22 protein-coding genes are annotated in these 25,194 nt (G+C 60.5%); 4 read left to right on the top strand and 18 right to left on the bottom strand.

Annotation, left to right across the window (positions count from 1 at the left end; all coding sequences use genetic code 11):
- Positions 1–200: 200 nt before the first annotated feature.
- Positions 201–578, top strand: coding sequence for a hypothetical protein (locus ACZO0A_RS01745; protein ID WP_302375825.1), 378 nt, complete (start codon positions 201–203; stop codon positions 576–578).
- Between the two features lie 25 nt (positions 579–603).
- A complete protein-coding gene (locus ACZO0A_RS01740; RefSeq protein ID WP_302375824.1) occupies positions 604–1,773 on the top strand; it encodes a S8 family serine peptidase in 1,170 nt (389 codons plus the stop codon).
- A 46-nt stretch (positions 1,774–1,819) separates the two neighbouring features.
- Here the strand turns inward: ACZO0A_RS01740 and cls are convergent, their stop codons facing one another.
- Together cls and ACZO0A_RS01730 are read right to left on the bottom strand one after the other, a co-directional pair.
- On the bottom strand, positions 1,820–3,376 hold the full coding sequence (cls, locus tag ACZO0A_RS01735) for a cardiolipin synthase (protein ID WP_302375823.1): 1,557 nt from the start codon (positions 3,374–3,376) through the stop codon (positions 1,820–1,822).
- A 76-nt stretch (positions 3,377–3,452) separates the two neighbouring features.
- On the bottom strand, positions 3,453–3,605 hold the full coding sequence (locus ACZO0A_RS01730; RefSeq protein WP_215690688.1) for a hypothetical protein: 153 nt from the start codon (positions 3,603–3,605) through the stop codon (positions 3,453–3,455).
- Between the two features lie 358 nt (positions 3,606–3,963).
- Here ACZO0A_RS01730 and ACZO0A_RS01725 point away from each other — a divergent pair, with 358 nt between their 5' ends.
- Positions 3,964–4,833 (top strand): transketolase, encoded by an 870-nt coding sequence (locus ACZO0A_RS01725; protein WP_215690685.1) that lies wholly within the window; start codon positions 3,964–3,966, stop codon positions 4,831–4,833.
- Positions 4,826–5,782 carry a transketolase family protein gene (locus ACZO0A_RS01720; protein ID WP_302375822.1) on the top strand — a complete coding sequence of 319 codons (957 nt, stop codon included), beginning with the start codon at positions 4,826–4,828 and terminating at the stop codon, positions 5,780–5,782. The genes ACZO0A_RS01725 and ACZO0A_RS01720 overlap by 8 nt, the downstream gene beginning before the upstream one ends.
- A gap of 191 nt (positions 5,783–5,973) precedes the next feature.
- Here the strand turns inward: ACZO0A_RS01720 and ACZO0A_RS01715 are convergent, their stop codons facing one another.
- The 16 genes from ACZO0A_RS01715 to ACZO0A_RS01640 form a co-directional block, all read right to left on the bottom strand.
- Positions 5,974–6,531 carry an HAD family hydrolase gene (locus ACZO0A_RS01715; RefSeq protein WP_215690675.1) on the bottom strand — a complete coding sequence of 186 codons (558 nt, stop codon included), beginning with the start codon at positions 6,529–6,531 and terminating at the stop codon, positions 5,974–5,976.
- Positions 6,525–8,468 (bottom strand): lysylphosphatidylglycerol synthase transmembrane domain-containing protein, encoded by a 1,944-nt coding sequence (locus ACZO0A_RS01710; RefSeq protein WP_302375821.1) that lies wholly within the window; start codon positions 8,466–8,468, stop codon positions 6,525–6,527. Before ACZO0A_RS01710 ends, ACZO0A_RS01715 begins: the two co-directional genes overlap by 7 nt.
- Entirely contained in the window at positions 8,468–10,099 is a 1,632-nt protein-coding gene (locus ACZO0A_RS01705; RefSeq protein WP_294718354.1) for a hypothetical protein, read from the bottom strand. The genes ACZO0A_RS01710 and ACZO0A_RS01705 overlap by 1 nt, the downstream gene beginning before the upstream one ends.
- Positions 10,096–11,703 carry a hypothetical protein gene (locus tag ACZO0A_RS01700; protein ID WP_302375820.1) on the bottom strand — a complete coding sequence of 536 codons (1,608 nt, stop codon included), beginning with the start codon at positions 11,701–11,703 and terminating at the stop codon, positions 10,096–10,098. The genes ACZO0A_RS01705 and ACZO0A_RS01700 overlap by 4 nt, the downstream gene beginning before the upstream one ends.
- A gap of 15 nt (positions 11,704–11,718) precedes the next feature.
- Positions 11,719–12,471 (bottom strand): glycosyltransferase family protein, encoded by a 753-nt coding sequence (locus ACZO0A_RS01695; protein ID WP_294825741.1) that lies wholly within the window; start codon positions 12,469–12,471, stop codon positions 11,719–11,721.
- Between the two features lie 215 nt (positions 12,472–12,686).
- Entirely contained in the window at positions 12,687–13,715 is a 1,029-nt protein-coding gene (locus ACZO0A_RS01690) for an NAD-dependent epimerase/dehydratase family protein (RefSeq protein WP_291211167.1), read from the bottom strand.
- Positions 13,716–13,729: 14 nt separating this feature from the next.
- Positions 13,730–14,524 (bottom strand): glycosyltransferase family 2 protein, encoded by a 795-nt coding sequence (locus tag ACZO0A_RS01685; protein ID WP_486845970.1) that lies wholly within the window; start codon positions 14,522–14,524, stop codon positions 13,730–13,732.
- 81 nt (positions 14,525–14,605) lie between these two features.
- Positions 14,606–16,357, bottom strand: coding sequence for a hypothetical protein (locus ACZO0A_RS01680; protein WP_486845969.1), 1,752 nt, complete (start codon positions 16,355–16,357; stop codon positions 14,606–14,608).
- Positions 16,354–17,199 carry a family 6 glucosyltransferase gene (locus ACZO0A_RS01675; protein WP_291211159.1) on the bottom strand — a complete coding sequence of 282 codons (846 nt, stop codon included), beginning with the start codon at positions 17,197–17,199 and terminating at the stop codon, positions 16,354–16,356. Before ACZO0A_RS01675 ends, ACZO0A_RS01680 begins: the two co-directional genes overlap by 4 nt.
- Complete coding sequence (locus tag ACZO0A_RS01670; RefSeq protein WP_486845967.1) at positions 17,196–18,728, bottom strand: oligosaccharide flippase family protein; 1,533 nt, start codon at positions 18,726–18,728, stop codon at positions 17,196–17,198. Before ACZO0A_RS01670 ends, ACZO0A_RS01675 begins: the two co-directional genes overlap by 4 nt.
- 217 nt (positions 18,729–18,945) lie before the next feature.
- Entirely contained in the window at positions 18,946–19,935 is a 990-nt protein-coding gene (locus ACZO0A_RS01665; protein ID WP_302375816.1) for a glycosyltransferase family 2 protein, read from the bottom strand.
- 171 nt (positions 19,936–20,106) lie between these two features.
- Positions 20,107–21,057: an alpha-1,2-fucosyltransferase gene (locus tag ACZO0A_RS01660; RefSeq protein ID WP_302375815.1), complete on the bottom strand. Its 951-nt coding sequence runs from the start codon at positions 21,055–21,057 to the stop codon at positions 20,107–20,109.
- Positions 21,054–22,160 carry a glycosyltransferase gene (locus ACZO0A_RS01655; protein WP_302375814.1) on the bottom strand — a complete coding sequence of 369 codons (1,107 nt, stop codon included), beginning with the start codon at positions 22,158–22,160 and terminating at the stop codon, positions 21,054–21,056. Before ACZO0A_RS01655 ends, ACZO0A_RS01660 begins: the two co-directional genes overlap by 4 nt.
- 12 nt (positions 22,161–22,172) lie before the next feature.
- Positions 22,173–23,081, bottom strand: a complete 909-nt coding sequence (locus tag ACZO0A_RS01650; protein WP_486845965.1) for a hypothetical protein — start codon at positions 23,079–23,081, stop codon at positions 22,173–22,175.
- Positions 23,074–24,186 carry a glycosyltransferase family 4 protein gene (locus ACZO0A_RS01645; protein WP_302375812.1) on the bottom strand — a complete coding sequence of 371 codons (1,113 nt, stop codon included), beginning with the start codon at positions 24,184–24,186 and terminating at the stop codon, positions 23,074–23,076. Before ACZO0A_RS01645 ends, ACZO0A_RS01650 begins: the two co-directional genes overlap by 8 nt.
- Complete coding sequence (locus ACZO0A_RS01640) at positions 24,187–25,194, bottom strand: glucosamine inositolphosphorylceramide transferase family protein (RefSeq protein ID WP_291211139.1); 1,008 nt, start codon at positions 25,192–25,194, stop codon at positions 24,187–24,189.

Below are 25,194 nucleotides of genomic sequence, written 5' to 3'. Positions count from 1 at the left end.
CACATTTCGCTTCCCTGTCAGGCTTTGTTGGTTATCTCCATCCTATATCAACAACCATCAGTTGTCAATAGCTTTTCCGCATTTTCTTTTTGGCAGTACCAAAAAAAGGACTTCTACTCCATGTTTCATTTCCCGTGCTTGACACCCGCTCCTATCCATGCTACGATGACGATACTACGAGAAAAAGGGAGTGTTCCAACATGAAGTGTGCAAAAGGTATTTGGCTCCGCTGCGGTCTGCTCCCATACCGCCTCCGGGGGCAGCAGCTCGCCCTGGCCCTCCTGCTCAGGGATAAGCCGCGCACCGCCGCTCAGCTCGCGGCGGCCCTCACCGAAAAGGGCTATCCCTGCGACTCACAGATGCTGGAAAAATCGCTGGCCCGCCTGTCAAAGCGTGGTATCCTCTCGGTCTCCGACGGCGTCTACCGCTGCACGTCCCCTAAGCTGGACGCTACCCCCTACACGGAAAACCAGCTGCTCGACCTCGTCGGCATGACACAGAGCACCGTAAATGGCACCGCCTTTTACACCGCCGCCCCGCCTGCAAGCGTCAGTTCCCGCGGCCCCAGCGGCTCCTGACCTTTTTATAGCGAGGGATCTCTCCATGAAACGCTTTTTTCTCCTCACCGCCTGTCTGCTGGCGCTGACTGCCTGCACGGCCGCGCAAACCTCCGTCCCCGCGGCCTCGCCTGCGCCGACCGAAGCACCCGCAGCGACACCCACCACGGTGCCCTTCTCCGTCCCGGCCCCGTACAGCGACCTATCCTACCTGCCGGAACTGTCTTGGGACGCCGCGCATCAAAAGCAGACCTACCAACCGGACGAATACGATCGCCTCAGCCTCAACACCTACTCTTTCAATGACCGCACCGTCCTTGCCGGGACTGAGGAGGAAACCGCCGCATTACTGGAAGCGGGCAGAGACCCCGGCCTCGGTGTGCGGTCACTGCAGGCCCGCAGCATCACCGGGCAGGGCGTCAATGTTGCCATCATCGACCAGCCACTGCTGACGGACCATCCCGAAATTTCCGACGCCATCGTTGACTATTACGACGCAGGCGGCTACACGGACGAGGGCACCATGCACGGCCCCGCCGTGGCCAGCATTCTGGCGGGAAAAACGATCGGCGTTGCGCCGGGCGCACATATCTATTACGCGGTCACGCCCGGCACAGCCGACAGCCGCCCCTACGCCGACGCCCTTCATTACATCCTTGCCTTAAATGATACCCTGCCGGAGAGCGAAAAAATTCGTGCCGTGTCGGTGTCTGCCAATCCGGGGAATGCCAATTTTTTTGAAAACGCCGACCTCTGGCAGGCGGCTCTTTCCGACGCCGAGGACGCGGGCCTTCTGGTACTGACCGTGCAAGGCGCATGCGCAGGCTCCGCGCGTTTCGTGCCGGGTCTTGCCGCCTTCGACCCAGCCCAGCGGGATAACCCAGCAGCCTGCCGGATGGGCCAGCCCGGGGCTTTCCTTATCACACCCCTCGCCAGGAAAAATCCAAACTATGTGGGCGTGCCCTGCGCCTACCGCACCGTAGCCGAGGAATACATTTCCGGGCAGTGCGGCTACCGATATGACGTGCAGGGCGGCTTGAGCTGGGGCATTCCCTACTGCGTCGGAGTAATGGCGCTGGGCTGGCAGGTCGCCCCCGCCCTCACCAATGAGGAAATGCTTACCCTGCTTGTCTCCACCGCAGCCCCAACCGCCGACGGTGCCCGCATGATCGACCCCGTAAAATTTATAGAAGCCGTAGAAAGCCGATACACATAAAAAATTGCAGGGGCGAACATTGTTCGCCCCTGCAAAGCGTTCTTCCTCAGCACAACGGTGCCACCAACCTCAGCACCGCACTATACATTGTCCCCACAAACCCGGTGCGGCAATCCCCCAGCGTCACCTCTTTGCTCTCCCGCTCAATTTCCGCCAAATCTTTCCGCACATCTTCCAGCACAGCCCCGCCGTAGATCAGCACACTGTTCTCAAAGTGTAAATACAAACTGCGATAATCCAGGTTCACGGTACCCACTGCCGCAATGCGGTCGTCCACCAGCCAGGTTTTGGCGTGCAAAAAGCCCGGCGTGTAGCTGTAAATCTTTACCCCCGCCCGCAAAAGATGCGGGAAATAACTCCGCGTCAGCTGATAAATTGTCGGCTTGTCGGGCACGCCGGGCGTGTAGATGCGCACATCCACGCCGCGCTTGGCTGCCAGCCGCAGACAGGTCAGCAGGTCGTTATCCAGTATCAGGTACGGCGTGCAGATGTACAGCCGCCGCTGCGCCTGGTTGATAAGTTCCAGGTAGACGTTTTTCGCCACGGCCTCGCGGTCCACCGGGCTGTCGGCGAAGGGCTGCACCAGGCAATCCGTTTTGACCGGCGCGGCCAGCGGCAGGTCGCGGTCCATGTCGATTTCCTCGTCGGGGTACTGCGCCTTCCAGAACGTCAAAAAGATGTTCGCCAGCGCAGTCGCACCGGGGCCTTCCAGCCGCACGCCGCTGTCCTTCCAGTAGCCGAACCGCTCCAATTTGTTGATATACTCGTCCGCCAGGTTCACGCCGCCGGTAAAGCCGATTTTGCCGTCAATGACCATGATCTTTCGGTGGTCGCGGTTGTTCATGACCAAATTCAGCAGCGGCACGCAGCGGTTGAAGCTGAACGCCCGGATGCCGTCGGCCCGCATCATTTCAGCGTAGTTGTGGGGCAGCAGGCTCAGGCAGCCCGCATCGTCGTAGATAACCCGCACGTCCAGCCCTGCGGCGGCTTTCTGGCGCAGGATCTCGTGAATTTGCCCCCACATCTCGCCCATGCCGATGATAAAGCTCTCCACATAGATGCTGTGCTCGGCACTTTGCAGCGCGGGCAGCATATCGGCAAACATACTCTGGCCATCGGGGTAGTATTTCACCGCTGTGTCCCCGCACAACGGCGCGGGGGCGTAGTCGTGCAGATAGCGCGCTGTCTCGGCCGCGCGGGGGTTCTGCTCCCGCAGGGCGGCCACAGCGGCAGGGTCCTCGCGCCGGGTGTGGGCCATGGCGGTCTCGGCGCGTTCCAGCCGGTGGCGCAGGCCCAGCGCCGGGCGCTTGTTGCCCCACAGCAGGTAGAGCAGCCCGCCCTGTACCGGCATAAGCATAAAAATGATCATCCAGCTGATTTTAAACTCCGGCGCGGTGGAATCCTGCCGGATAAGCGCCAGGCACATAATGACGCTGAGCGCCAGCCCCACGCCGTTGAGCCAAGTCGAATAGGCGTCGAGCCAGTGGAACACCGAGAACAGCCAGAACACTTGCAGCAGCACCAGTGTTATCGTGATGACCAGGCGGCTGAACACCAGGTTCAGCACCCTGCGCAGCATCAGCCGCCAATTCCGTTTTTTCATAAGCACACCTCAATAGCAAAAAAGGCCGCACCCATCCCACAGAGGGGACGGCGTGCGGCCTTGCATTCAGAATTTCTTACAGACGGTCAATGGCAGCCATGCAGTCCGTCATAGACAGAAACGTCACGGCGCAGTTGGAGCCGATAAACCAGCGCTCGTCCCCATTGCAGACGATTTTGCGGATAAGTTTGCCGTGGTACTCAGTCTGGATATAAATTCCATTGGGCACGCTCTTTCCCTCCCAGATATAGTAGTGTGGGCCGGGCGGATGTGCCACATCATGGCGTCCCGCACCGCGGCTGTACCCCAATTATGCCATAAAATCCGGCCGGGCGCAAGGTATTTTTCGCCGTAGTTTATGTACGATTCGCCCCATTTTTTGGCACAACGCACAAAGACCGCATAACAAAAGGCTTTGCTGTCCCTCACTTTTTGCACTTTGGATGCAAAGGGGCTGATTTTCCACGAAATTTGTAAAAAAATGTTGCGAGATTTTACGAAACGTGTATAATATATAGTAGTATATTGTGTAGCAGTATCTCTCAATACTGCCCAATTTCAGCATTAGTGACCGGAGGAGCTTAGCTATGACAAAACTGGAAACGCTGCAGTTGAAACTGACTGCGACCCGCGTGCGCATGGGTGTGATCGAAGCCACCCACGGTGCCGGGTGCGGTCATCCGGGCGGCAGCCTGTCCGCGGCGGACGTCCTTACTTACCTGTATTTCCGTGAGATGCGCATTGACCCCGAACAGCCCCAGGATCCCAACCGGGATCGTTTTGTGCTGAGCAAGGGCCACTGCGCCCCCGGCCTGTATGCCACGCTGGCGGAGCGCGGCTTCTTCCCGGTCGCTGACCTGCCCACGCTGCGCCATTCCAACAGCTATCTGCAGGGCCACCCCAACATGAACACCGTGCCCGGCGTCGATATGAGCACCGGCAGCCTGGGCCAGGGCGTTTCCGCCGCCTGCGGCATGGCGCTGGCCGCCAAGCAGAGCGGCTCCGACATCAACGTCTACACCCTGCTGGGTGACGGCGAGATCGAGGAAGGCGAGTGCTGGGAGGCTTTCATGTTTGCCAACCACTACAAGCTGGATAACCTGTGCATCATGGTCGATGTCAACGGCCTGCAGATCGATGGCGCGACCCGCGACGTCATGAACTCTGAGCCGCTGGACAAGAAGATGGATGCCTTCGGCTTCAACACCATCGTCTGCAACGGCAACTCTTTTTCCGATTTGGAGCAGGCTTTCAAGATGTTTGACCTGTCCCACGGCAGCGGCAAACCCACCTGCTTCCTGCTGCGCACCACCAAAGGTCTGGGCGTCAGCTACATGGAAAATGCCGTTGACTGGCACGGTAAAGCCCCCAACGACGAGGAATATGCACAGGCAATGACTGAGCTGCGCGCCGCTCACGCTTCGCTGGAAAAGGAGATCGAGTTCAACAATGGCTGATATCAAGAAAATTGCTACCCGCGTCAGCTACGGCAATACGCTGGTAGAGCTGGCCCAGCAGGGCGCTGACAATCTGGTGGTTTTTGACGCCGACCTGGCCGCCGCCACCAAGACCGAGATTTTCCGCAAGGCTTACCCCGAGCGCCACTTTGACTGCGGCATTGCCGAGCAGAACATGGTGGGCGTCGCCGCCGGTATGTCCACGATGGGCTATGTGCCCTTTGTTTCCAGCTTCGCCATGTTCGTGGCAGGCCGCGGCTTTGAGCAGATTCGCAACTCCATCGGCTACCCGCACCTGAACGTGAAGATTGCCGCCACCCACGCCGGCCTGTCTGTCGGTGAGGACGGCGCCTCCCACCAGTGCTGCGAGGATATCGCCCTGATGCGCTCCATCCCCGGAATGGTCGTCATCAGCCCGGCCGACGATGTCGAGGCCCGCGCTGCCGTTATCGCCGCCTACAACTACCAGGGCCCTGTCTACCTGCGCTTTTCCCGCCTGGCCACACCGGTTTTCCATGACCCGGAGACCTATGAGTTCGAGATCGGCAAGGGCGAGAAGCTGACCGACGGTTACGACATCGCCGTCATCTCCACCGGCCTGATGACCAACGAGGCACTGCGCGCCGCCGTGCTGGCCAAGCGCCAGGGCATGAACGTCCGCGTCATCAATATGCCCACCATCAAGCCCATCGATGAGGAGCTCATCCTGACCGCCGCCCGCGAATGCGGCCGCATCATCACCGTCGAGGAGCACAGCGTCATTGGCGGCCTGGGCGAGGCTGTCTGCGCTGTTGTCAGCGAGAAGCTGCCCTGCGTCGTGCGTCGCATCGGCGTCCAGGATCAGTTCGGCCACTCCGGCCCCGCGAACGAGGTCCTGCGTGACTACGGCCTCTCCGCCGAGAACATCGTCAACGTCATCCGCGAGATGGTCCGCCCCGAAAACAAGTAATTTCCCCAAAATAACCCAACAGCCCTTGAGGATAAGTTCCTCAAGGGCTGTTTTTTGTTGTAGGTGGCAGCGTCCTTGACGCCCCCCAGGAGAGATGCCGAGCGAAGTGAAGGCGGAGGGGCTTTGCCGGGCCTTTCCGCAGCCGCCGGAGCGGTGCTTAAGCCGTAAGGCGGGAATTGTGCGGTGTTGCCTTAGAACTGCTCCACCCTAAATACGGTCGCTCCGCTGGCCTTGGCTGCTTCCAGCCCAATGCCCGAATCCTCAAAAATCATCGTCTCGGCAGGTGTCACGCGGAAATGTGCCATCGCCTTGCAATATCCTTCAGGGTCGGGCTTCTGCTTTTCCACGTCCTCGCCGGTCACGATCAGCCCAAACAGTTCCCGTACACCGAAATGCTCCAGCACCTCGGTGGCGTTCTGCTTGCTTCCGGTGGTCACACAGGCCAGGTCATGCCCGGCGGCCTGCATCGTGCGCAGTATCTCCATCAACGCCGTATTAGGCCGCACCACGTCCAAAAAGTCACTGTACAGCGCCTTTTTGCGGTCGTGTACCCGCTCTACATCGGCGGTGCTGGGTGTACCGCCCATCAGCGGCGGCAAAAACCGCGTGTAGTGCCCGCCGTTGCAGCGCTCGGCGTAGTATTCATCGGTCACGGTAAAGCCCAGCTCTTCCAGCGCCGCGCGGTAGGACGCCGCGTTGGCGGGTACGGTGTCCAGCAGCGTGCCGTCCAGGTCCACACAGATCAGCATAGTTTTCCCTCTCCCTGTACAAAATCGGCCACATCGTTGGCCACCATCACCAGCCCGGCGTAGAACATCGGCGCGCGTTTGCGGTCCTTCGCCAGCTTGTAGGGCATCAGCCGCAGCCAGTGGACAACCTCGTGCATCAGGATGCTCTCCACCTGCTCCCGCGGGTAGCGGGCTTTCAGGTCGTCCAGCATGGCCGTCAGCAGCGCGTCATAGGCCGCCGACCGCGTCAGCTGGAAGTCGATGCGGTCATCCTGCACCGTCACCCGGGGTGTTTTCATCATGAACTCATAGCTGCCGTGCAGGCTTTGCAGCAGTTTGCCATAATCCAGGAACGGACTTTCGTGCAAGTTGCCAGTGTTCGGGTCGATGAGGTACCATCCGTCCGTGTCAGTGCGGCAGATGATGTTTTCAATGGTCAAATCGCCGTGGATGGTGCCCACCGGGTCCCCCGCAAACAGCTTGCGCAGTCGCTCATGGTCGAACATCCACCCCAACTGGTTCAGGTTGCGGTAGGTCGTGCCGTTGATGCGCAGCGTGTCATAGCCCATCAATTCCCGCAAGATGCGGTCGTCGTGCAGCTTTTTCAGGTTTCCGTCCACTTTTGTTTCGATGTACCGCTCAATTTTTTCCGCATCTGCCGGGCAGGCCGTGGGCTTGTAGAGCTTTTCTTCCAGCGTGTCCAGTACTTCCCGCAAAATGCGCTGGCTGTTCGCCACGGGGTTGGAGTGCAGGTAGCGGAACATACCCACCGCCTGCGGGCTGTATGTCATGTCATACCAGCAATAACCGTCGTCCTCGCCGCTGCGCAGGATATCACATAGCGGCAGTCGGCTCTGCTGCGACCGCAGCCAATCCAGCTGCTCAGCCAGCTTGTCACCGTCCTTGCCAAAGGCATATTTGCGGTAGAACGTCGTTTCCTTGTCCATGCAGAGCATCGTCGTGGCGTTGGATCCCGCCGAATAGTCCTGCAAAATCGTGATATCCCGGTTCATCTGCAAGAACCGCTTGACATAATCCTTGTTTTCCAGGCCGAAATACTTGCTCAAAAACGCCGCGCGGTCGTGCTCGTCGGCCTGGGGCAGCAGATTTAAGTAATTTTCCCCCACCGGGGCCGCCTGGGTAGCGTGATTCACTGCGCCGCGCACCGTTTCGGGCAGCAGCGTCGCCGCCCACATGATGACCAGCGGCAGCACCGACCACAGCACCAACAAGCCGCGCACCATCGGGGCCGCACCGCCCAGCATCCCGCCGGGCAGCAGCGCCGCCAAATCTGCCGCGTTGCGGCCAAACAGCAGGTCAAACACATCCACCAGCTGCATCGGCTGGCCCGCCGCCGTCAGCGCCGCCGCCAGCGCCCCATAGGAACCCAGGTACGCCGCCCACATGACCAGTGTGTTCACCACAAGCCGCCCGATCTTGACGCGGCCCAGGTCCTTGAAGGTGTTGATGAGGCTCCAAAAGAACATCATGCCATCCAATTTCAGCGTATCGTTGAAGATACCGCAGAACGCCAGACAGATTTTTTTCAGCCAGTCGCGCAGCAACACCACCAGCACCAGCCCCACGGCCAGCACCAGCGAGAACACCAAGTAATACCGCGCCGCGCGGTGTACGACCTCGCCGCCAAACCCGGCAGCCCAGAAACCGATGAACCCCAGCGCCACGAACCACACATCCAGAAAACGGTCCATAATGACGGTAGCCAGGCTGAACCCGATGCCGCTCTTCATCCTCCGCCCGGTGAACACCGCGCGGAACACATCGCCCAGGTGGAACGGCAGCACAAAGTTCAGCGCATAGCCGCCCGCCATACCGCGCAGCATCCGCCCACGCATCGGCCGCTCATAAATGCGGATGAACTGCTCCCACCGCAGCAGGCGGAAGGTATGGCCCACCAGCACCAGCGCCAAAGCCAGCAGTAAATACAGTGTCCTCATCACCCAGGATTCCTTTCCACTTTCAATTTCCGGCGCATCACTTCATAGACAACGCCCGCCGCCGCGATTGCATAGCCTGCAATGTAGGGCGTCAGATAATACATAAAGAACGAGTCCGGTGCCGTCAAAAACACCAGCACAACACGTAGGCAAAGTGTGCCTGTCACCAGGAACAGGAACCACTTTTTTCGTACCGCCAGCACCAGCGCCTCCACAAACAAAAGCAGCAGCGGCGGCAGCATGAACCATGTGGTCGAAATCAGCTTGCCCAGCGGCGTCTCGGTGTCATACACCATCGTGCCAATAACCGCCTTGCGCAGGTCTTGGTTGATAGGAAATGCCAGCGGACTCTGGTAGGCGATTTTTCCGGCACGCTCAATGCTGGTCAGGTAATAGCCATCCAAATCGTAGCAGACATAAGCAAATCCAAAGAAATCCTTCTGGCGGGAACCCCCGTAGTCCGCCTGCATCGTCGCCCGGAACATGCCCAGGCGCTCCCGCAGCAGCGATTTGGGATATTTAAGCGCCAGCTTCACAATGCCTTTCTTGCAGGCGCTCCAGCCCTCCTCCGTCAGGTTCGGCTGTACGACCGCTCCAAAGAGGTCGCTCTTATGCAGGTTGCTGTTTTCCCGGCATTTCTGGACGGAATACACGTTGTCGATCATGGCAAATTCTTCCACATCGGAAACCGGGTCCGCATCCTGCACCAGTGCCGCCGCCTGGCTGCACAGCGCCAACGTCTGGTACTGCAAATCATTTCCCATCAGGCTCGCATTATAGCGGGAGCAAGCCAGCGCACCCACCACAATGACCGCGCTGGCCGCCCCTGCCGCGATGGGTTTCAGCAGCCCCTTACGCATTAAAATCAGCAACAGTATCGGCAGTGCCGCCGCATAGTAAATAGCCTCGCTGCGCCATGCCGCAGCCACCGCGCCCAGAACCGCAAAAAGTACAAGCTCCCAGCGCTTGATTGCCGTGTTACGCAGGTACCACCGCACCAGCAAAAACAGCACCAGCAGCTCCACCCAGTTTGAGTAGACCATGCGGAACAGCTGCATATCGTGCATTACGACCGGCGGCAGCAAGAACGGCAGGTACAGCAACACAAACCAGCCCGATTTCAGGGGCTTTTGCAGCCGCTGTTCAGCCAGCGTCTGTGCCTCTGCGATAAACAGCCCGACGATTCCCGCAATGAGTATCGTCTGGATCAGCACAATGCCGCCCACCATCGGCAAAAACATCAGTGAAATGATAAACCACACCGACGTCAAAAAGTGATGCCACGCAAACGGCTCCAACGTGCGCGCGTAATCCAGAATCGTTTTATCGTCGTTGCCCCAGATGCCCGGCCACAGCACCAGCAGAAGCAGCAGTGTGACCGCCAGATACGGCAGTGTCCACCGCAGCCATCGCAACGTAAAGCTGTCCTTCTCGCGCACCTTCTGCACCAGCGTCACGACGCCGTGGATGACCCCGAACGCCGCCAGAATAAACAGCGCCTTATAGGCAAAAAAGCGCCAGCTGTGCCAATCATACCAGAAAAACAGCTTATCCGTGAACAGCGTCACCAGGCACCACAGTACCGCACCGCCCAGTTCCAGCCACAGGGTGTGCTTCTTTCTTTTCATCATAAAAGACGTCCTCTTTTGCTTTTATGTTTCATCACCGCATACAGCACCCCGGCGGCCGCCACGGCGTAACCGGCGATAAACGGCGTCAGATAGTACAAAAAGTAGGTATCCGGCGCGGTCAGGAATACCAGCGGTATCCGCGCAAAGAAAGTCCCCGCCGCGAAAAACAGCATCCACTTCCGCTGCACCAGCAGCACGATAACTGCCGCAAACAACAGCACAAAGGGCGGCAGCATCCACCAGGTCCAGTCGATTATCCCGTCGCCGTTTGCCACCTTGATGATAAACGCCCTGCGCAGTTCTTTATTCAAGGGCTGCACCGCCACGCTGTCCGCAAAGAACTCCTTTTGGTCGGCTTTTGTCGGCTCGGCATCGTACAGCAGGAACGACGAGGAAAACACGATCTTCTGGTTCGACATACCGGTCTTGCGCTGACGCAGCGTGTTGTAGAACACGCCCATCCGCTCGCGTAGCAGGCTCTTGGGGTATTTCAGCGCCAGCTTGAAAAATGCCTTCTGACAGGCGCTCCAATCCTCCTCGGTCACGCCTGTCTCGCGCGTCATATTCGTGCGCATTTCCGGGCCGTGGATATTGGAATTTTCGCGGCAGTACGTCACATCAAACACTCGGTCGATGGCGGCCAGCTCGTCCGCATCCGCCACCGGGTCAGCATCCTGCACCAGCGACGCCGTCTGGTAGCACAGCGCGATCATCTTATATTGCCACGCCTCACCCATCAGGGTGCTTGTGTAGCGTGAGCAGGCCAGATACCCGGCAAACACCAGCACGGTGGCCGCCGCCACCGCCGTGGGGCGCAGCAGCTTCCGGGCGCACATCACCAGCAGCAATACCGGGATGGCCGCCAGGTAGTAGACGCACTCGCTGCGCCAGGATACCGCCAGCGTGCCCAGCACAACGATGGCGCACAGTTCCTTCTTGTTCAGCTTTGTGCCCCGCAGGTACATTGCCACCAGCATAAACACAAGGAACAGCTCTGTCCAGCCGGACCATGTGGTGCGGAAGGGCTGCTGCGTGTGCATAACGACCGGCGGAAGCAGAAACGGCAGGTAGACAATGGCGAACCACGCCGGCTTCACGGCATGGCCCAGCCGCTTTTCGGTCAGATCCTGCGCCGCAGCCGCAAAGCTGCCTACAATGGCGCTAATAAGCAGATTCTGCACCAACACCACGCCGCCGGGCATCGGCACGAACATCAGTGAAAGAATAAACGCCCCGCTGGTCAGAAAGTGTTGCCAGGAGTTTGGCTGCAGCGTCCGCGCCAGAGACAGCACCGCCAAGTCGTCGTTGCCCCAGATACCGGGCCAGACGATGAGCAGCACCACCAAGTTCACGGCCAGGTACGGCAGCGTCCAGGCCAGCCAGCGCCGGGCAAAGCTGTTCCCCGCCCGCACTTTCTGCACCAGCGTCACAACGCCGTGGACCAGCAAAAACGCCAGCAGCACAAACAACGCCTTGTAGACGAAAAATGCCGGCGTTTTCCAGTCATATTTAAAAAACAGCCTGTCCGTTCCCAGCGTCACCAGGCACCACAGCACCGCCGCCAACAGTTCCAGCGCCGTCCGCTTTTTTGCAGGTATCTTCATTCGTACTCCTTTGCGTCAGACAAGCTCGTCAAACCCGGCGCGATTTTCAGGCGCTTCGGCGGTGCGGTACTCGTCCGGCGTGCCGAAAGGCAGGTGCAGGTCGCAGGCAAAGCCCGCGATTTTTGCGCCCTGCGCCGCCAGCACATTGTAGATGCCGGAGACAAAAAACTCCTTGTATTCGCAGTTTTTCAGGTACTCGGCGCAGGCGTCGGCGTAGGTTTTTTTGTCTTTGAAATAGTACGCTCCACAAATCGCGTCGTGGCTGACGACCTGCTTTTCCACCGTGTGGCAGACATTGCCGTCCGCGCCGTACTGCAAGTAGCTGTATGCCGGGGAATCGCTCTCAAACGTCAGCAGCGCCCCCGCCGGGCCGTCGGCAAAGTCGCCCTTTTCGCAGAACGCATTGAACGCGCTGCAGATAAACAGGTGGTCGCAGTCATTGAACAGGATCGGCTCACCGTCGGGCAGCCCCTCGCAGCCCTTCAGCGCCGTGATCGCCGCACCCTCAGTCACTTCTGGCAGGGCAATGATGCGTGCCTCGGGCCAATACTGTTTAATTTTGGCGTCGATGCCAAAGTCTCGGATGTGTTCTTCCAGCACAACAAAGGTGATATCGGCGCAGTCCACATATTTTTCCACGCTTCGCGTCGCCCAGTAAAAGAACGGCTTGCCGCCAATTTCAATCAGCGGTTTCGGGCAGACGAACCCATTTTCAAAAAATCGGCTTCCCCGCCCGGCCATGGGTAAAATCAAATGCAGCTTGCTCATAAGAAGCTCCTTTTTAGATAAAAGATAATAGATAATAAAAATGGTGGTTCGCGGTGCCGGCGCATCGCTTCAAAATTTCTCTACGACCATAGGGGCGGATTCCATATGCGCCCGTTCTGCTTTGGGCAACGCCGCGGGCGGATATGGAATCCGCCCCTACAATTTTGTTTTGACCTTCAGGTCAAAACTCCACATTTTTTATTCTCTTTTATCTATTATCTCTTATCTTTTTCCGCCAGCATCTTCGTCTCGGCCTCAACGACCCGGCTCAAGCCGGTCTCAATATCCACCTTCGGCTCCCAGCCGTAGGCTTCGCGGGCGTGGGTGTTGTCGCACTGGCTGAACTTGTTGACCTCGTGATCCAGAATCTCCGGTTTGATGCCGTAAGCCCCACCGTACAGCTCGGGGTACTTGGCCCAGTAATGGCTGCTGGGGCAGTATTTGGCCTCGATGTTCTTGCCCATCAGCTTGTTGGCAATGGCGTACAGTTCCCGCACCGAGTAGCTCTGGTTGCTGGACACATTCACCGCGTCAAAGCCCTTCTGGGGGCGCTCCACCACGCGCAGCGCCAGCGCGATCAGGTCATCCACATAAATATAATCCCGGCGCTGGTTGCCGTCGGAGTGGAACTCCGGCGTGCGGTCATAGTACAGCTCGCGGATCATGTAGCCCACAAACGGCGGCTGCTTGCGCAGGCAGTCGATGTGTGGGCCGTAGACGTTGGCAAAGCGCAGGCAGGTCACGGTCATGCCGTAGGTATCGGCAAAGCTCTGGGCAAAGCGCTCGCCGCAGTACTTCGTGTTGGGGTAGATCAGCGTCGGCGGGTTGAATTTACTCTCCACCGTCGGGAACTCCGTCTCATTCTCGTACATGGCGTTGGTGGACGCCTGCACCAGCTGCCTGATGCCGGTGCGGCGGCCTGCTTCCAGCAGATTGACCAGGCCCAGGGTGTTGACCTCGATGGCCTGCACCGGGTCGCTCTGGCAGTCTGGCAGCGGCGCAATGCCCGCAATATTGTACACAACATCGAATTTCTCCGCCTCAAACAGGGCCAACATCCCGGCCTTGTCGCGGATGTCCATTTTCCGCACTTCACCGCCGAAATCATGGTCGTCGAACTTCAGATTGTCCATGCTGCCGTAGGAGAAGTTGTCGATGCCGACGACCTCGTCCCCGCGCTTCCACAGCGTATGCCACAGCTGGCCGCCGATAAAACCGGCTGCACCCGTTACCAGAACTTTCATACTTATGACCCTCCTTACAGGTTGGACGCTACGACCTCGTAGCTGTAATTCTCAATGATGTTGTCGCGCCACTCGCGCTCTACAAACGCCTTCGGCCCGGCCAGATACTTACCGCAGAGCTTGAGCAGGCTGACGCCGAAGCTGGTCAGCTTGTTGTTGCTGACCTGATCCTCCTCGCGCCAGCTGATGGGGAAGAACAGCACCCGCTGTTTCATCTGGCAGAGCGCCAGGATCATGCAGTCGTTAAAATACAGCGTATCTGGGAACTTTTTGTAGTACTCGGTTTTCAGCGGCTCGACTGCGTACAGGTTCAGCCCGCTACCCAGATCGGTAATTTTCTTGCGGGCCACTACACTGAACAGCCAGTTGAAGCCGTGGTTGCCCACGACGCGCAAGGCGCTGTACCCGCCGATCTTGCTGCCCTTCATAAAGCGGGAGCCGAGGCAGCAGTCGTAGTTTTTGTATGTGCCATCTTCCAGAATCGGGAGCAGGTCCACAATGGCCCCCTGGTCGTCGCCGTGCAGCACCACCAGATGCTCATACCCATGGGCCGCCGCATAGCCGAAGGCCACCTTATGGCTGCCGCCCAAGCCGTAGTTTTGGTCGTTGCGCAGCAAACGCACCGGGGCGTCAGGGTGGCGGGCCATCCAGTCCTTCACGGCGCTCTCGGTGCCGTCGGTGGCGCGGTTGTTCACCACGATGCACTCCCCCACCCAGGGGGCAATGCGCTTATCCAACAGCTGGGAAAGCACACGCGTGACCTGCTTTTCGCAGTTGTAGGCAGGGATAAATACCAGCAGTTTTTCCATGTTCTGCTCCTTTGCATCATTATCGGGGCGGGCATGCCGCTCTGCATTATTATACATCACACCGGGCACAACTACAACCCATCACCCGCAGACCAGCACCTGCAAACTCGCGGTGCCATGCTGCACGGTATAGCGCTGTGTGATGGTAAAATTCGTTTCGATCCACTCGTGGAACTCCGTCATATCCCGCACCTCGGCGTCATCGTACAAAATGACGTCGGGCTGTTTATCGGGCAGTTCGGTGTAATACTGTTCAAACCGTGGGTCACTGTCGGTGCCGGAAATGACTGACGCCTGCGCCACGGTCAGCGTGCCGTCCGCCATCAAAAAGCCCAGGCCGTGCTGCTCGCCGATGGCCTGCAATACGGCCTGCCCGGCGTAGGGTTCCAGCGCCTCGACCAGGCATTCCTGCATATCGGCGGCCTTCTCGTCGGCGCAAATGCCCTTTGCGGGGCCGCTCTCAATGCGCACCAGCGGCGTGTCGGCCACGCTGGCGGGCTTCCAGCCGGTCACCTCCACGCACCAGATGCGGCAGACCAGCAAAAACGCCAGTGCCGCCGCCAGACAAATAGCCCCCTGCGCACGGCGGGCCGCGCCGCACTTGTCTCTCGCGTTCAGCATTGCCAGCGCACCGCAGACAGCGGGCCACATCAGGTACATAAAGGTCGGGGCCAGGCCCAGCAGCGTCGAGCGCAGGATCATTGCGTAGGCCGCCAACCCGGGCAGGTAACCCAGCCAGAACAGCGCCGCGCTGCCCGGCGTGCCGCGGCCTTTCCGGAACGCTGCCGCGCCCGCCAGCACCAGCACCGGCACAAACTGTCGTTCGTCAAGGCTGCGGTCCGCCACCGCACGCACCAGACATTGCAACGCCGTCAGTGCCGCCCACAGGCTCAGCACCCGGCACAAAGCATCCCCTTTGTCATAGAGGGCGGCGTCCCCGGCGCCCCGCAAACGGAGCGCCCACATCAAAGCACAGACGAGTGCCGCTGCCGCCAACGGCCACACCAGCGATTTTGCCACGCTCCACGCCTGGGCGGCCAGCGCCGCCAGCCGCGCACCGGTGGTAAAATCATACTGCGGGTCGTGTAAAATCAGCTGCAAACGCGCCGCCAGCAGCGCCGGGTCAAACCCAACGCCCCACAGCGCGTAGAGCAAAAACGCCGCGCCGCACCCGGCACAGCTGCCGGTCAGCAGCCAGACGCCGCGGGGAATGCCCCAGCGGCAGCGCTCGCCGCCGCGCCGCCCCAGCACAAACAGCCCCACCCACAGCACCGCGAACGCCGCAATACTCTGGGGGAACGCCAGATAGCCGAAGCAGGCGCAGACCGCTCCCACCGCCACGAGCCACGGTTTTTGAAACCCGCGGCTCACATAATGGTGCAGGCACAAAAACGCCGCCACAGTCCAATGGAACTGCTGGCCGGTGTAATCCGGCCCCAAAAACCACTTGGGCACAAAGGCAAACAGCACCAGCGCCGCCAGCAGCGCCCCGCGCCCGCCTAGATCCCGGCGGAACTCCCGGTAAAACGCATAGCTCATCGCGGCCTTGCACACCAGCACCACAAGCCGGAAAAACAGCAGCACGCCGGTCGTGCCGCCGGTCACAGCCATAAACGCTGCCAGCAGCGCCGCCGACGGCAGGCTGGAAAGCTGGTGCGGCTCCCACATCGAGTAGAACAGCCTGTCCCCGCTGACGAGCCGGAACCCCAGCGACAGCGCGTACTCTTCGTCGATTTCCAACCCCACAAAGGCGCTGCGCACCATGACCGCCGCACACACCAGGCAGAGCAGGGCCGCACCGCACCGGCGCAGCCGCGCACTCTGCGCCGTCATCGGCCGGCCCCCAGCGTTTTGTGCAGCAGGGTATCCCGCAGGCAGTACCAGCAGGGCAGGTAATTTTCGCAGAAAGCGCCCCATTTTCGTGCCAGAAATCCGCGCTGCTTCGTTTCTTTGTTTTTCACCGCCGCCACATCAAAGTAGCGGGCCTTGTCCCGCACCGATATCTTTTCCTCAAACGGCATATCCCAGCCCTCGGGATACCAGTAGGCCGGGGTCAGCAGGCGGTAATCGCTGCGCTCAGCCGCGTAGCGGTTCAGCTGGCTTTCGTCATGCCACAGGGCGATCACACCGTTCTGCAAGTCTTGCTCGGTGCGGCGTTCCAGCTCATGGCACAGCACCAGAAACGCCGCCGCCGTGCCGCCGTTCAGCCCGCCGGAGACGTAGTCCTTCCCGCAGTTGTAGGGGATGTAGGCCGTGCTCTTGGGGTTGCGGTCGTAGGTATAAAACGGCGGCTTTTTGTTCCAGAAGCCCGGCTGCTGCACGAGCAGCAGATTTTCGCCCTTCTCGGGCCGGGGCAAAAATTCCTCCGCTGTAACGGTCTTTTTGCAGGTAAGATTCGCATTAAAGAAAAAGAGATAATCCATCCCCCGCAGCGCGTCCTCCTGCGTCAGAAAGATGGAGAACCGCTTCAGTGTGCTGTACGGCCAGGGGTAGGCCTCCTGGTAAATGCGGTGTACGCGGGGCGCGTCCTCATACTCAATGGCGGGGGCATCCGTAAAGACAAAGTATTCCTTCTCGCACCCGGGCAGGAACTTTTCCTCAAAGCTGCGGTAAAACTCCGGCCAGAACACCGTGTACTTGCCGGTACAGATGTACAGCATCCCGATTTTTGTCATGCGGCATCCCCCTTTCGTTTCAGCTTGCGCAGCACCTTCGCGCCGTACTGGCGCAGGTAGGCGGCGTCTTTGCCCCAGCCGTAGACGGCCAGGTTCAGCAGGTTGGGCACCACCAGCACCACCAGCACCCGGGGCGCCAGGCCCAGCCAGCCGCCGGGCATTCTGGCGCACAGCGCGTAGCTGCCGCCCATGCAGGCTGCCAGCGTGACCAGATGCAGCGCCTGCACGGCCAGGTAATGCCCCAGCCCGCCGCACATATACTGGCGGAACACGACCTGGATACGCCCGGCCCACATGATGCAGTGGGCCACCACCGTGGCGATCAGTGCGCCGGTGATATCATACAGCGGGAACAGAATAAAGCTCAGCGCCAGGTTCACCGTGGCCGACGCCACCATGAACCACTGATCCTCCTCAAAATGGCCAAGCACCGCGCGGTAGGACCCCAGCATCCGGTGGTTCCAGCCGACATACTCATTCAGGCAGAACACCAGCACAAAGCTCAGGGGCAGCAGCCATTTTTCGCCCATCCACGCGCCCATAAACGGCTGAAACAGGCAGAAATACGCGGTCGCCACAAAGCTGCCGAACAGGTAGCTGAACAGATCCATGCCCCAGAACACCTGCTTGTCGTGGTCGTTGGCGGCGGCGGATTTGTCGTAGACAATGTTGCCGATGGCCGCCGCAAAGCTGTCCATGACCTTGTTGCCCAGGTCGGTGGCGGAGGTGGAAATGGTATTGTAGTTGCCCAAAAACGTCGTCTGGGTCGAGCCGCCCATGCGGGACGTCACGATGGTATCCGACGAGCCGTAGATCGTGTTGGAGAGACGGTGTACCAAAAAATACCGCAAATCGTGGAAAATACCCAGCTTTTTAAAGTCGTTGACCGTGACTTTTACGTCATGCACATAGGGGAAGTCCTTTTTGAACCGCCGCGCAATGATCAGGTTTGCCATGACGTTAAAGAAGATCGTCACGCTGAAATACAGCACATAGTTCGGGAGCCACAGCGAGACGGCAATTTTTGCCAGACTTGTCGCCACGTTGCAGCAAAAGTCAATCTGGGTGCAGCGGTAGCCCTGCTGGGTGCAGGTGTACATCAGGCGGCGGGTTATCAAAAAGTAGCTGCACAGCGTCGAAACCACGTTCAGCCCGTACACGGTGTAGGCCGTGGCGGCGGGCACATCGGGCATGATCCACCGCAGCACAGCCGCGCCGATGAGTGCCAGCCCCGCAATGACCATGCCGACGACGCGATACGCCCATTTGTACATCGACATGTACTTGCTGATTTTTTCCTCATTTTTCGCGGCGATCTGCTCATACAGCCGGTAGCTGATAACGCTGCCGACGCCGAACTCTGCGATTGAGAAAAAGTTGAACAGCTGGCTGACGACCTGGGACGCCGTGGTGATCTGCGGGCCGAAGTTATCGACCAGCAGCCGCCGTGTGACCAGCCCCAGCAGCAACAGCAGCAGGCTGGAGCCAAGGGCGTAAGCCATATTTAATAAGGTACGTTTGGTACGCAAGGCAGTTCCTTTCACAAAAGCCTTCCCCCGAGGGGGAAGGTGGCCCGGAGGGCCGGATGAGGGGAGAGTATGAGTTGTAAGCCGTTAATGGGCGGTGATGGCGAGGTTAGCCCTCATCAGTCGCCTACGGCGACAGCTTCAGTCTCCGCGTCAAGAGCCGCCTACGGCGGTTACGCTTCGACACGCGCCTGCGGGCGCAGCCCCTTGGGGGAAGCCTTTAGCGGCGGCTCGCCGCCCACAGGGTAAATTTCGGCCCGAAGGTCTGCATCAGCTTTTGGAACACCCGCCAATCCCGGCGGGTCTTTACCTCGGTGCCGCAGGCATACAATGGCCGCAGCTGCTGGATGTAGGGCAGGCAAGCCTTGCGGATGGCGGCATCCTTCACCGCCGCTGTGCGGGCCTGCGGCCAGAACACATCGGCCGCCGCGTTCTCCATGGCGGCATAGGTCGCGGCATCCACCGCGCCGCTGGCCGAAAGCTTCGCCAGCCGCCTCTGGGCCGCCGCCAGCCCCTTGAACCGCTTGGGCAGGTTTTTCGCGTCAGTCAGCAGGCTGCCCTGCCGCCCCACGCGGTAGTGGGTGAACACCACATCCAAAAAGTACAGCCGTTCGCACTTTGTCAGCAATTCCAAATCAAAAGGCCAGTCCTCGGCCCAGACGCAGTCGGGCAAAAATTTCACGCCGCTTTCGGTCAAAAACGACCGCCGGATGCAGTATTTCCACACCGACCAGTGCCCCGCGCCGTACAGCGCTTTCAATCGGGCGGCGTAGTCGCTGCTGTCAAACAACCCGGGCACCAGATGCAGCCCCGCGTGTTCGGTCAGGCTGTCGTCGAGCTGCCATTCCAGATGCTTGCCGATGAACCAATCGTACTCCGGGTGGGCGGCCAGCTCGGTGCGCAGCGCCGCCAGCAGCCCGGGGGCCATGGCGTCGTCGCTGTCCAAAAACAGCACCCACTCGCCCTGGGCGTGCTTTAGTCCGGTGTTGCGGGCAGCGGCCAGGCCGCCGTTTTCCCGGTGGACGACCTGTATGCCGGGGATCTCGGCGGCGAACGCGTCGCACATTGTCCCGCTCATATCGGTGGATCCATCGTCCACAAGGATGCACTCCCAATCGCGCTCCCCCGCCTGCTCCGCCACGCTCTTGACACACGCCGCGAGGTAATTCTGCACATTATACACCGGTACAATAATAGAAAATCGCGGCATAACATTCTCCTTCTCTATGCCTTCCCCCGTCGGGGGAAGGTGGCCCCGCAGGGCCGGATGAGGGGCAGCCTTGCCCCGGCAGCCCCCTTGCCTTGTTGTAGGGGCCGATGCTCACATCGGCCCGCGCAGCACTGTCCCAACAGCGGCCAAATGCGGTTCACGCGCCCCTCATCAGTCCGCTTCGCGGCCAGCTTCCCCCAAGGGGGAAGCCTTTATAAGCTTCCACCCATCCAGATACAGCGCACTATCCTTCGTGTGCGCGTACCACCTGTCCGGGGCCCAGACCTGCTTATCCGGGGCCTCAGCCAGGTATTGCGCCCACCAGCTGTATGTGGAGTTGCTCACCACAAACCCATGGCAGAGCTGCATCAGCGCCAGGTCGTCCACCGCCGCGCCCTGGGGCATAAACACTGCGGGCAGCCCCGCCGTGTCCAGATGCTCCTGCGCCCAGGCGATATCGTCCGAGAACACGAACAGCTCCGCCTCGGGGCGGGCCGCTTTCACCTGCGCCGCTGCCCGGGCGTAATACGCGGGCGTGCAGACCTGCAAGATGGCGTTCTCCGGCTTCTGATAGTCGCCGCGCCGCAGATGTACGCAGACCGGCCAGGCCGCGGCACGTATCCTGTCGGCGCACTCCCCCGCCGGGACTGCTTTGCTTCGCAGCTCGGTTTTTACAACATCAGCAAAATCGTCAAAATATTTCTCACTCTGGAAATACCCCCACGCGAGGAAATCTTTACTTTTTCCCCGCCGCGCCGGCGTGTAGCCGTCGGTGGCAAAGTGCAGGCCCAGCGCGTTCAGCAGCGGTGCGGCGGCGGCCTCAAAGCCGTGCCAATCCCGGGCCAGCAGGCCGCGGCGCTGCTCGTATTTGATCATCAGCGCCTTGGCGGCGTTCTGCCGGGGCAGATGCGCCTTGGCAAAGCCGGAATCGGCCAGAATTTCTACCTCGGGGCTGATGTTCAGTGCCCCCAGCGCGCAGACCGTGTGGGCGGGCGCACCGTCGCGCCAGTCCTGCCGGTCCAGCAGGGTCACACCCTCGCCGCAGCGCAGGCCCAGCGCCCGCGCAAAGGCATAAATGAACATCTGATTGCCCAGGCCCCCGGCCAGCTCCGCGTAAATCATGCTCGGCCTCCCAGCTTGTCGTACAGCTGCTCCATGCGGCGGGCAGCGGTCTTTAGCTCATACCCGGCGGCGGCAAGGGTCTGCCAGTGGTCGGCGTGGTCGCCGCCCACGGCAATTTCATCGGCCTTGGCCGCCCACTCGGTCAGGGGGGCGGCCAGCGGCAGAAAATGCACCAGCTCCGTCACCGAGCCATCGTCGGGCACATTGGTCGATGCCAGACACGGCACGCCGCAGCCCTGGGCCTCTACCAGCGTGACCGGGCTGCCCTCAAAATTGCTGGGCAGCAAAAACAGGTCAAAAGCGTTCATAAAAGCGGGCACATCGCTCTGCACGCCCGCAAAAATCACGCGGTCGGCCAGACCGTGGGCCTCAGCGGCGGCACGCATTTCCGGCTCTTTCTCGCCGGTGCCGACAAGCAGCAGTTTCCACCGCACATCCTGCGCGGCCATAGCTGCAAAAACCTCCATCAAAAACAGCGGGTTTTTTTGGTGGTTCAGCCGCCCCACAAACCCGGCCAGGCGGTCGGTGTCGGCAATGCCGTAGTTGGCCCGCGTGGCAGCCCGCGCGGCGGCGTCCGGGTGGAACCGCCCGGCATCCACGGCGTTGCAGGCCACGGAAAAGTTTGGTTTTTCGTCGATATGGTCGCCAAACACAAATCGCCCTGCCGCCACGCCGCAGCCGAGGAAATAATCCGCAAACAGCTGGTAGACGCCGTGGGCGGCCCTCCAGGTCAGCGTCAGCGGCGGGTAGACAATGTGGCTGTGTACCACGATCTTGGCCCGGGGGCAGAGCAGCCGCATCATGCCGCAGACCGGTGCGCCGATCTTGCTGGCCGTGTGGTAGTGGATGATATCGTAGTCCTTGTGGGTGCGCAGGTGCGCCGCCAGTGCCCGGATGCGGTCCTTTTTATTGTCCGGCACCGCAATGATATGCACGCCGTGCGCTTCCAGCGCGGGGGCGGTGCTGGCCTGGTCCGCCGGGCACTGCCCCACGAACAAGTCGATATGGTATTTCGTTGTATCGAGGTTCAGCAGCAGATTTTGCACATACCGCTGCACCCCGCTCTGCACCCCAAGGTGGTTGCTGATCATTAAGATACGCATAAAGTTCTCCGATTACCAGTAGCTCCCGCCCTCGACCTTTTCTTTATGGGTGATGCCCTCCGTCTCGTCGGGGCGCACCCAGGCATCGTTGTACAGCTTGCCAATGACGGGGTGGCTGTCCCACCGTTTGCCCTTGATGCCAAACAAAAGCTGCGTGGCACCGCTCATTTGGATGGCGGCGTGGCCGGTGTCCCGGGCGTGGGCCGCCAGCGGCAGGCCGTAGGCTCCCGCGCCGACGATGGCCACATCGTAGTCGGCGGCGTCCATCTCGCGCTCCATGGCGGCCAGGGCGTCAAACCAGCTGGCATAGCCGGTGTCCTGCCCGCCCAGGCCCTGCACGGCCTGCACCACGGTCAGTGACGCAAACTCCGGCAGGACATTCTTGCCGGGGAACAGCTGCGCCCGCCGGGCATACTGCGCTACAATCGTCTTGCGGAAGGGATGCACCACCAACACCCGCTTGCCCGCCAGTGCCGCGCTCCACGGCTTGGCGTGGTAGTAGGGTTCCAGTGCGCGCAGTTCGGTAAAGCGGGTGGCATCGCAGCCGCGGATGACCTCCCGTTCGGCCCCCACGTTCCACAGGGCCAGCAGCTCCGCATTCTGGGCGCATTTGACGTAGAGACGGCAGAATTTTTCCAGCGTCGCATCATCCGTGGGGAACACGCCAGACAAATTGCGGATATCCTCCCGCGTGCGGTCGTCAAAATTTTTGCCGTCGTTCTGCAAATAGTCGGCCACGGTGCGCATTTCGGTCGCGCCGCAGCGGCCAAACAAAAACGGCTGGCCGCTTTCCAGCAGTTCCCGCGCCAGGTCGTTGCCGGCCCCGGCGGGTAAGATATCCACGCCGCGGTACTTCATCTTGAACCGCAGACTGCGGTAAATGTCGGCGGCCTTTTGCAGCAGAATGTTGTCGTTATCCATTGGTCTTCCCCTTTTTCGGCAGCAGGGTCAGGGCCAGTTCGGCGCTGTTCTGCCACAAAAAGTGTTCGTTCACGCGGTTCTGCGCCGCATGGCCCATGGCGTCTGTTGTCTTGTCCAGCGCGGCGGCCATCTCAGCGACAGTATCACACAGATACCCGCTGATGCCGTTTTCAATAATTAAATCCGGTCCCGGCGCATGGCGGGCCACCGGCGGGCAGCCCGCGTACATAGCCTCCAACAGGCTCATACCGAAAATCTCGTTTTCGTTCAGGTTCACAAAAGCGTTGCAGGCATGATAATAAATATGCACCTGCGCGTTGGGCAGCTGGGGGATCAGGCGGCAGCGGCCCATCAACCCGGCCTCGGTCAAGCGGCGGGCCAGCTCATCGCTCTGCGCCCCCTGCCCAATAATGACTGCGTACCAGTCGGGCGCGGCCTGCAGCAGCGGTACCAGGTCGAGCGGCTGCTTGTAGGCGTCCAGCCGCCCCACAAAGGCCAGCACCTTGACCTGCTCGTTGATGTTCAGCTCCCGGCGTATCATGGCCTTGCTGCCCGGTATCGTCGGGATGATGGCCGTGTCCAGCCCCACCGGCATCAGCCCGCGGCAGGGCACGCCCAGGCTTTCCAGTTCGGCGGCCACAGCCGGGGTCTTGGCATAGGTGGGCGTCTTGCGGTACACCGTTAAATTTCGGTGCAGCAGCAGGTCCATCACCCCGCGCACAATAGCGTGGTTGGAGGTACTTTTCAACGCCCCCAGCTGGCTGTAAAACACGATGCCGTGCTTCTCGCAAAAGCGGTACAGCCCCGGTACGCCCAGGGAGTTATCCCCCATGACGTGTACGGCATCGGCCTGTTCGTCCAGCAAGATCTGCCAGCTTTTGTATAATGCCTGGGTGCCGAAAGCCACGGCGGGCAGGTAGCAGATTTTCACGTTCGGCTCGGGTGTCTCCACCTTGGGCGCTTTTGCACCCGGTTCGGGGTAGAGCACCACGGCGCGGCAGCCCAGCGCGGCAAACGCCCGGGCCAGGCCAACCTCCTGTCGGTTGTACAGCCCTTTCTGGCCGGAGGGGCCGCGGTAAAACTGCGGTATGACAATGGTTTTCATTTACGCTTCTGCCTCCGGCTTTGCGGGCTTGGGGATGCGCGTCAGATACCGCGCATCGATGACTTCCAGCACATCATCCCGGCAATAGGTGTGTACGCCGATGACATCCGCCGCGTTCAGTCCGGTGATCTCCACATTCTGGGGCGTCGCCGCGCAGAGCGGCACCTCAGAGCTGCCGCGCCGCGCGAGAAATTGCAGGTAAACGCCGTAGTCCACGCTGGTGCTGACCTGCGTGGGGTGGATGACCTGCTCACCCAGCACAAACAGCGGCCCTGCATTGCGGCTGACAAAATCAAAATCTCGGTGCTGCAAATTGTACGTCTCGTCGGGCAAAAGTTCAAAGGGGCCTGCGGGCGCGGCAGCGGGCAGGGTGTCTGCCTCAGCCAACGGCAGGGCGGCAGTCTCCTGCACGGCATGGCACAGCGTGTAGCGGCGGTAGCGCACATACAGCTGGTTGTCGGGCTTTGTCTCGCTGCACAAAATCGTCAGTGCCTCGGCTCGACGATCCACCAAAATCGCGTCGCACAGTTCCTCATCGGTGGCAAACCGCTGGACCAGTTCCCATTTTGTAGGGAACACCCGGCAGCGGTAAAGCCGCAGGCTGTGGTCGTGCCCGGTCTCGGGAATCATCCAGACCTCGCCGTTCCAGTCAAACACCATCGGGAAGGAAAGGTGAAAATCCTCCTCCAGTGCCACACGCCAGCCGTCAATGCTGCCGTCGTCGTGCAGTTCGCACACTTCCAGCCGGCCCTTGCCGGTGGAAAGGTCCATCGCCTCGGCAAACAGCCAGCGCTTGCCGCCCCGGTGGCAGAGCAGCGGGTCGGCGAACCACCAGCCCTCGCGGCCGGGCAGCATCGTGTAGGGGCCGGCGCCCAGGGCGGGCAGCGGCTCGGTGCCCTCGGCCGTGGGGCGGGGGCGCACTGCAATCGTATACACTTCTTTTTCGCCCATCACTTTGCGCAGCAGCCGTTTTGGCGGCATATGCAGGGCGCGGTAAAACTGGTTCAT

The organism is Gemmiger sp., from assembly GCF_057431175.1.
Note: the sequence above shows the minus strand (reverse complement) of the source record. Positions and strands in the feature narration are given on the sequence as shown.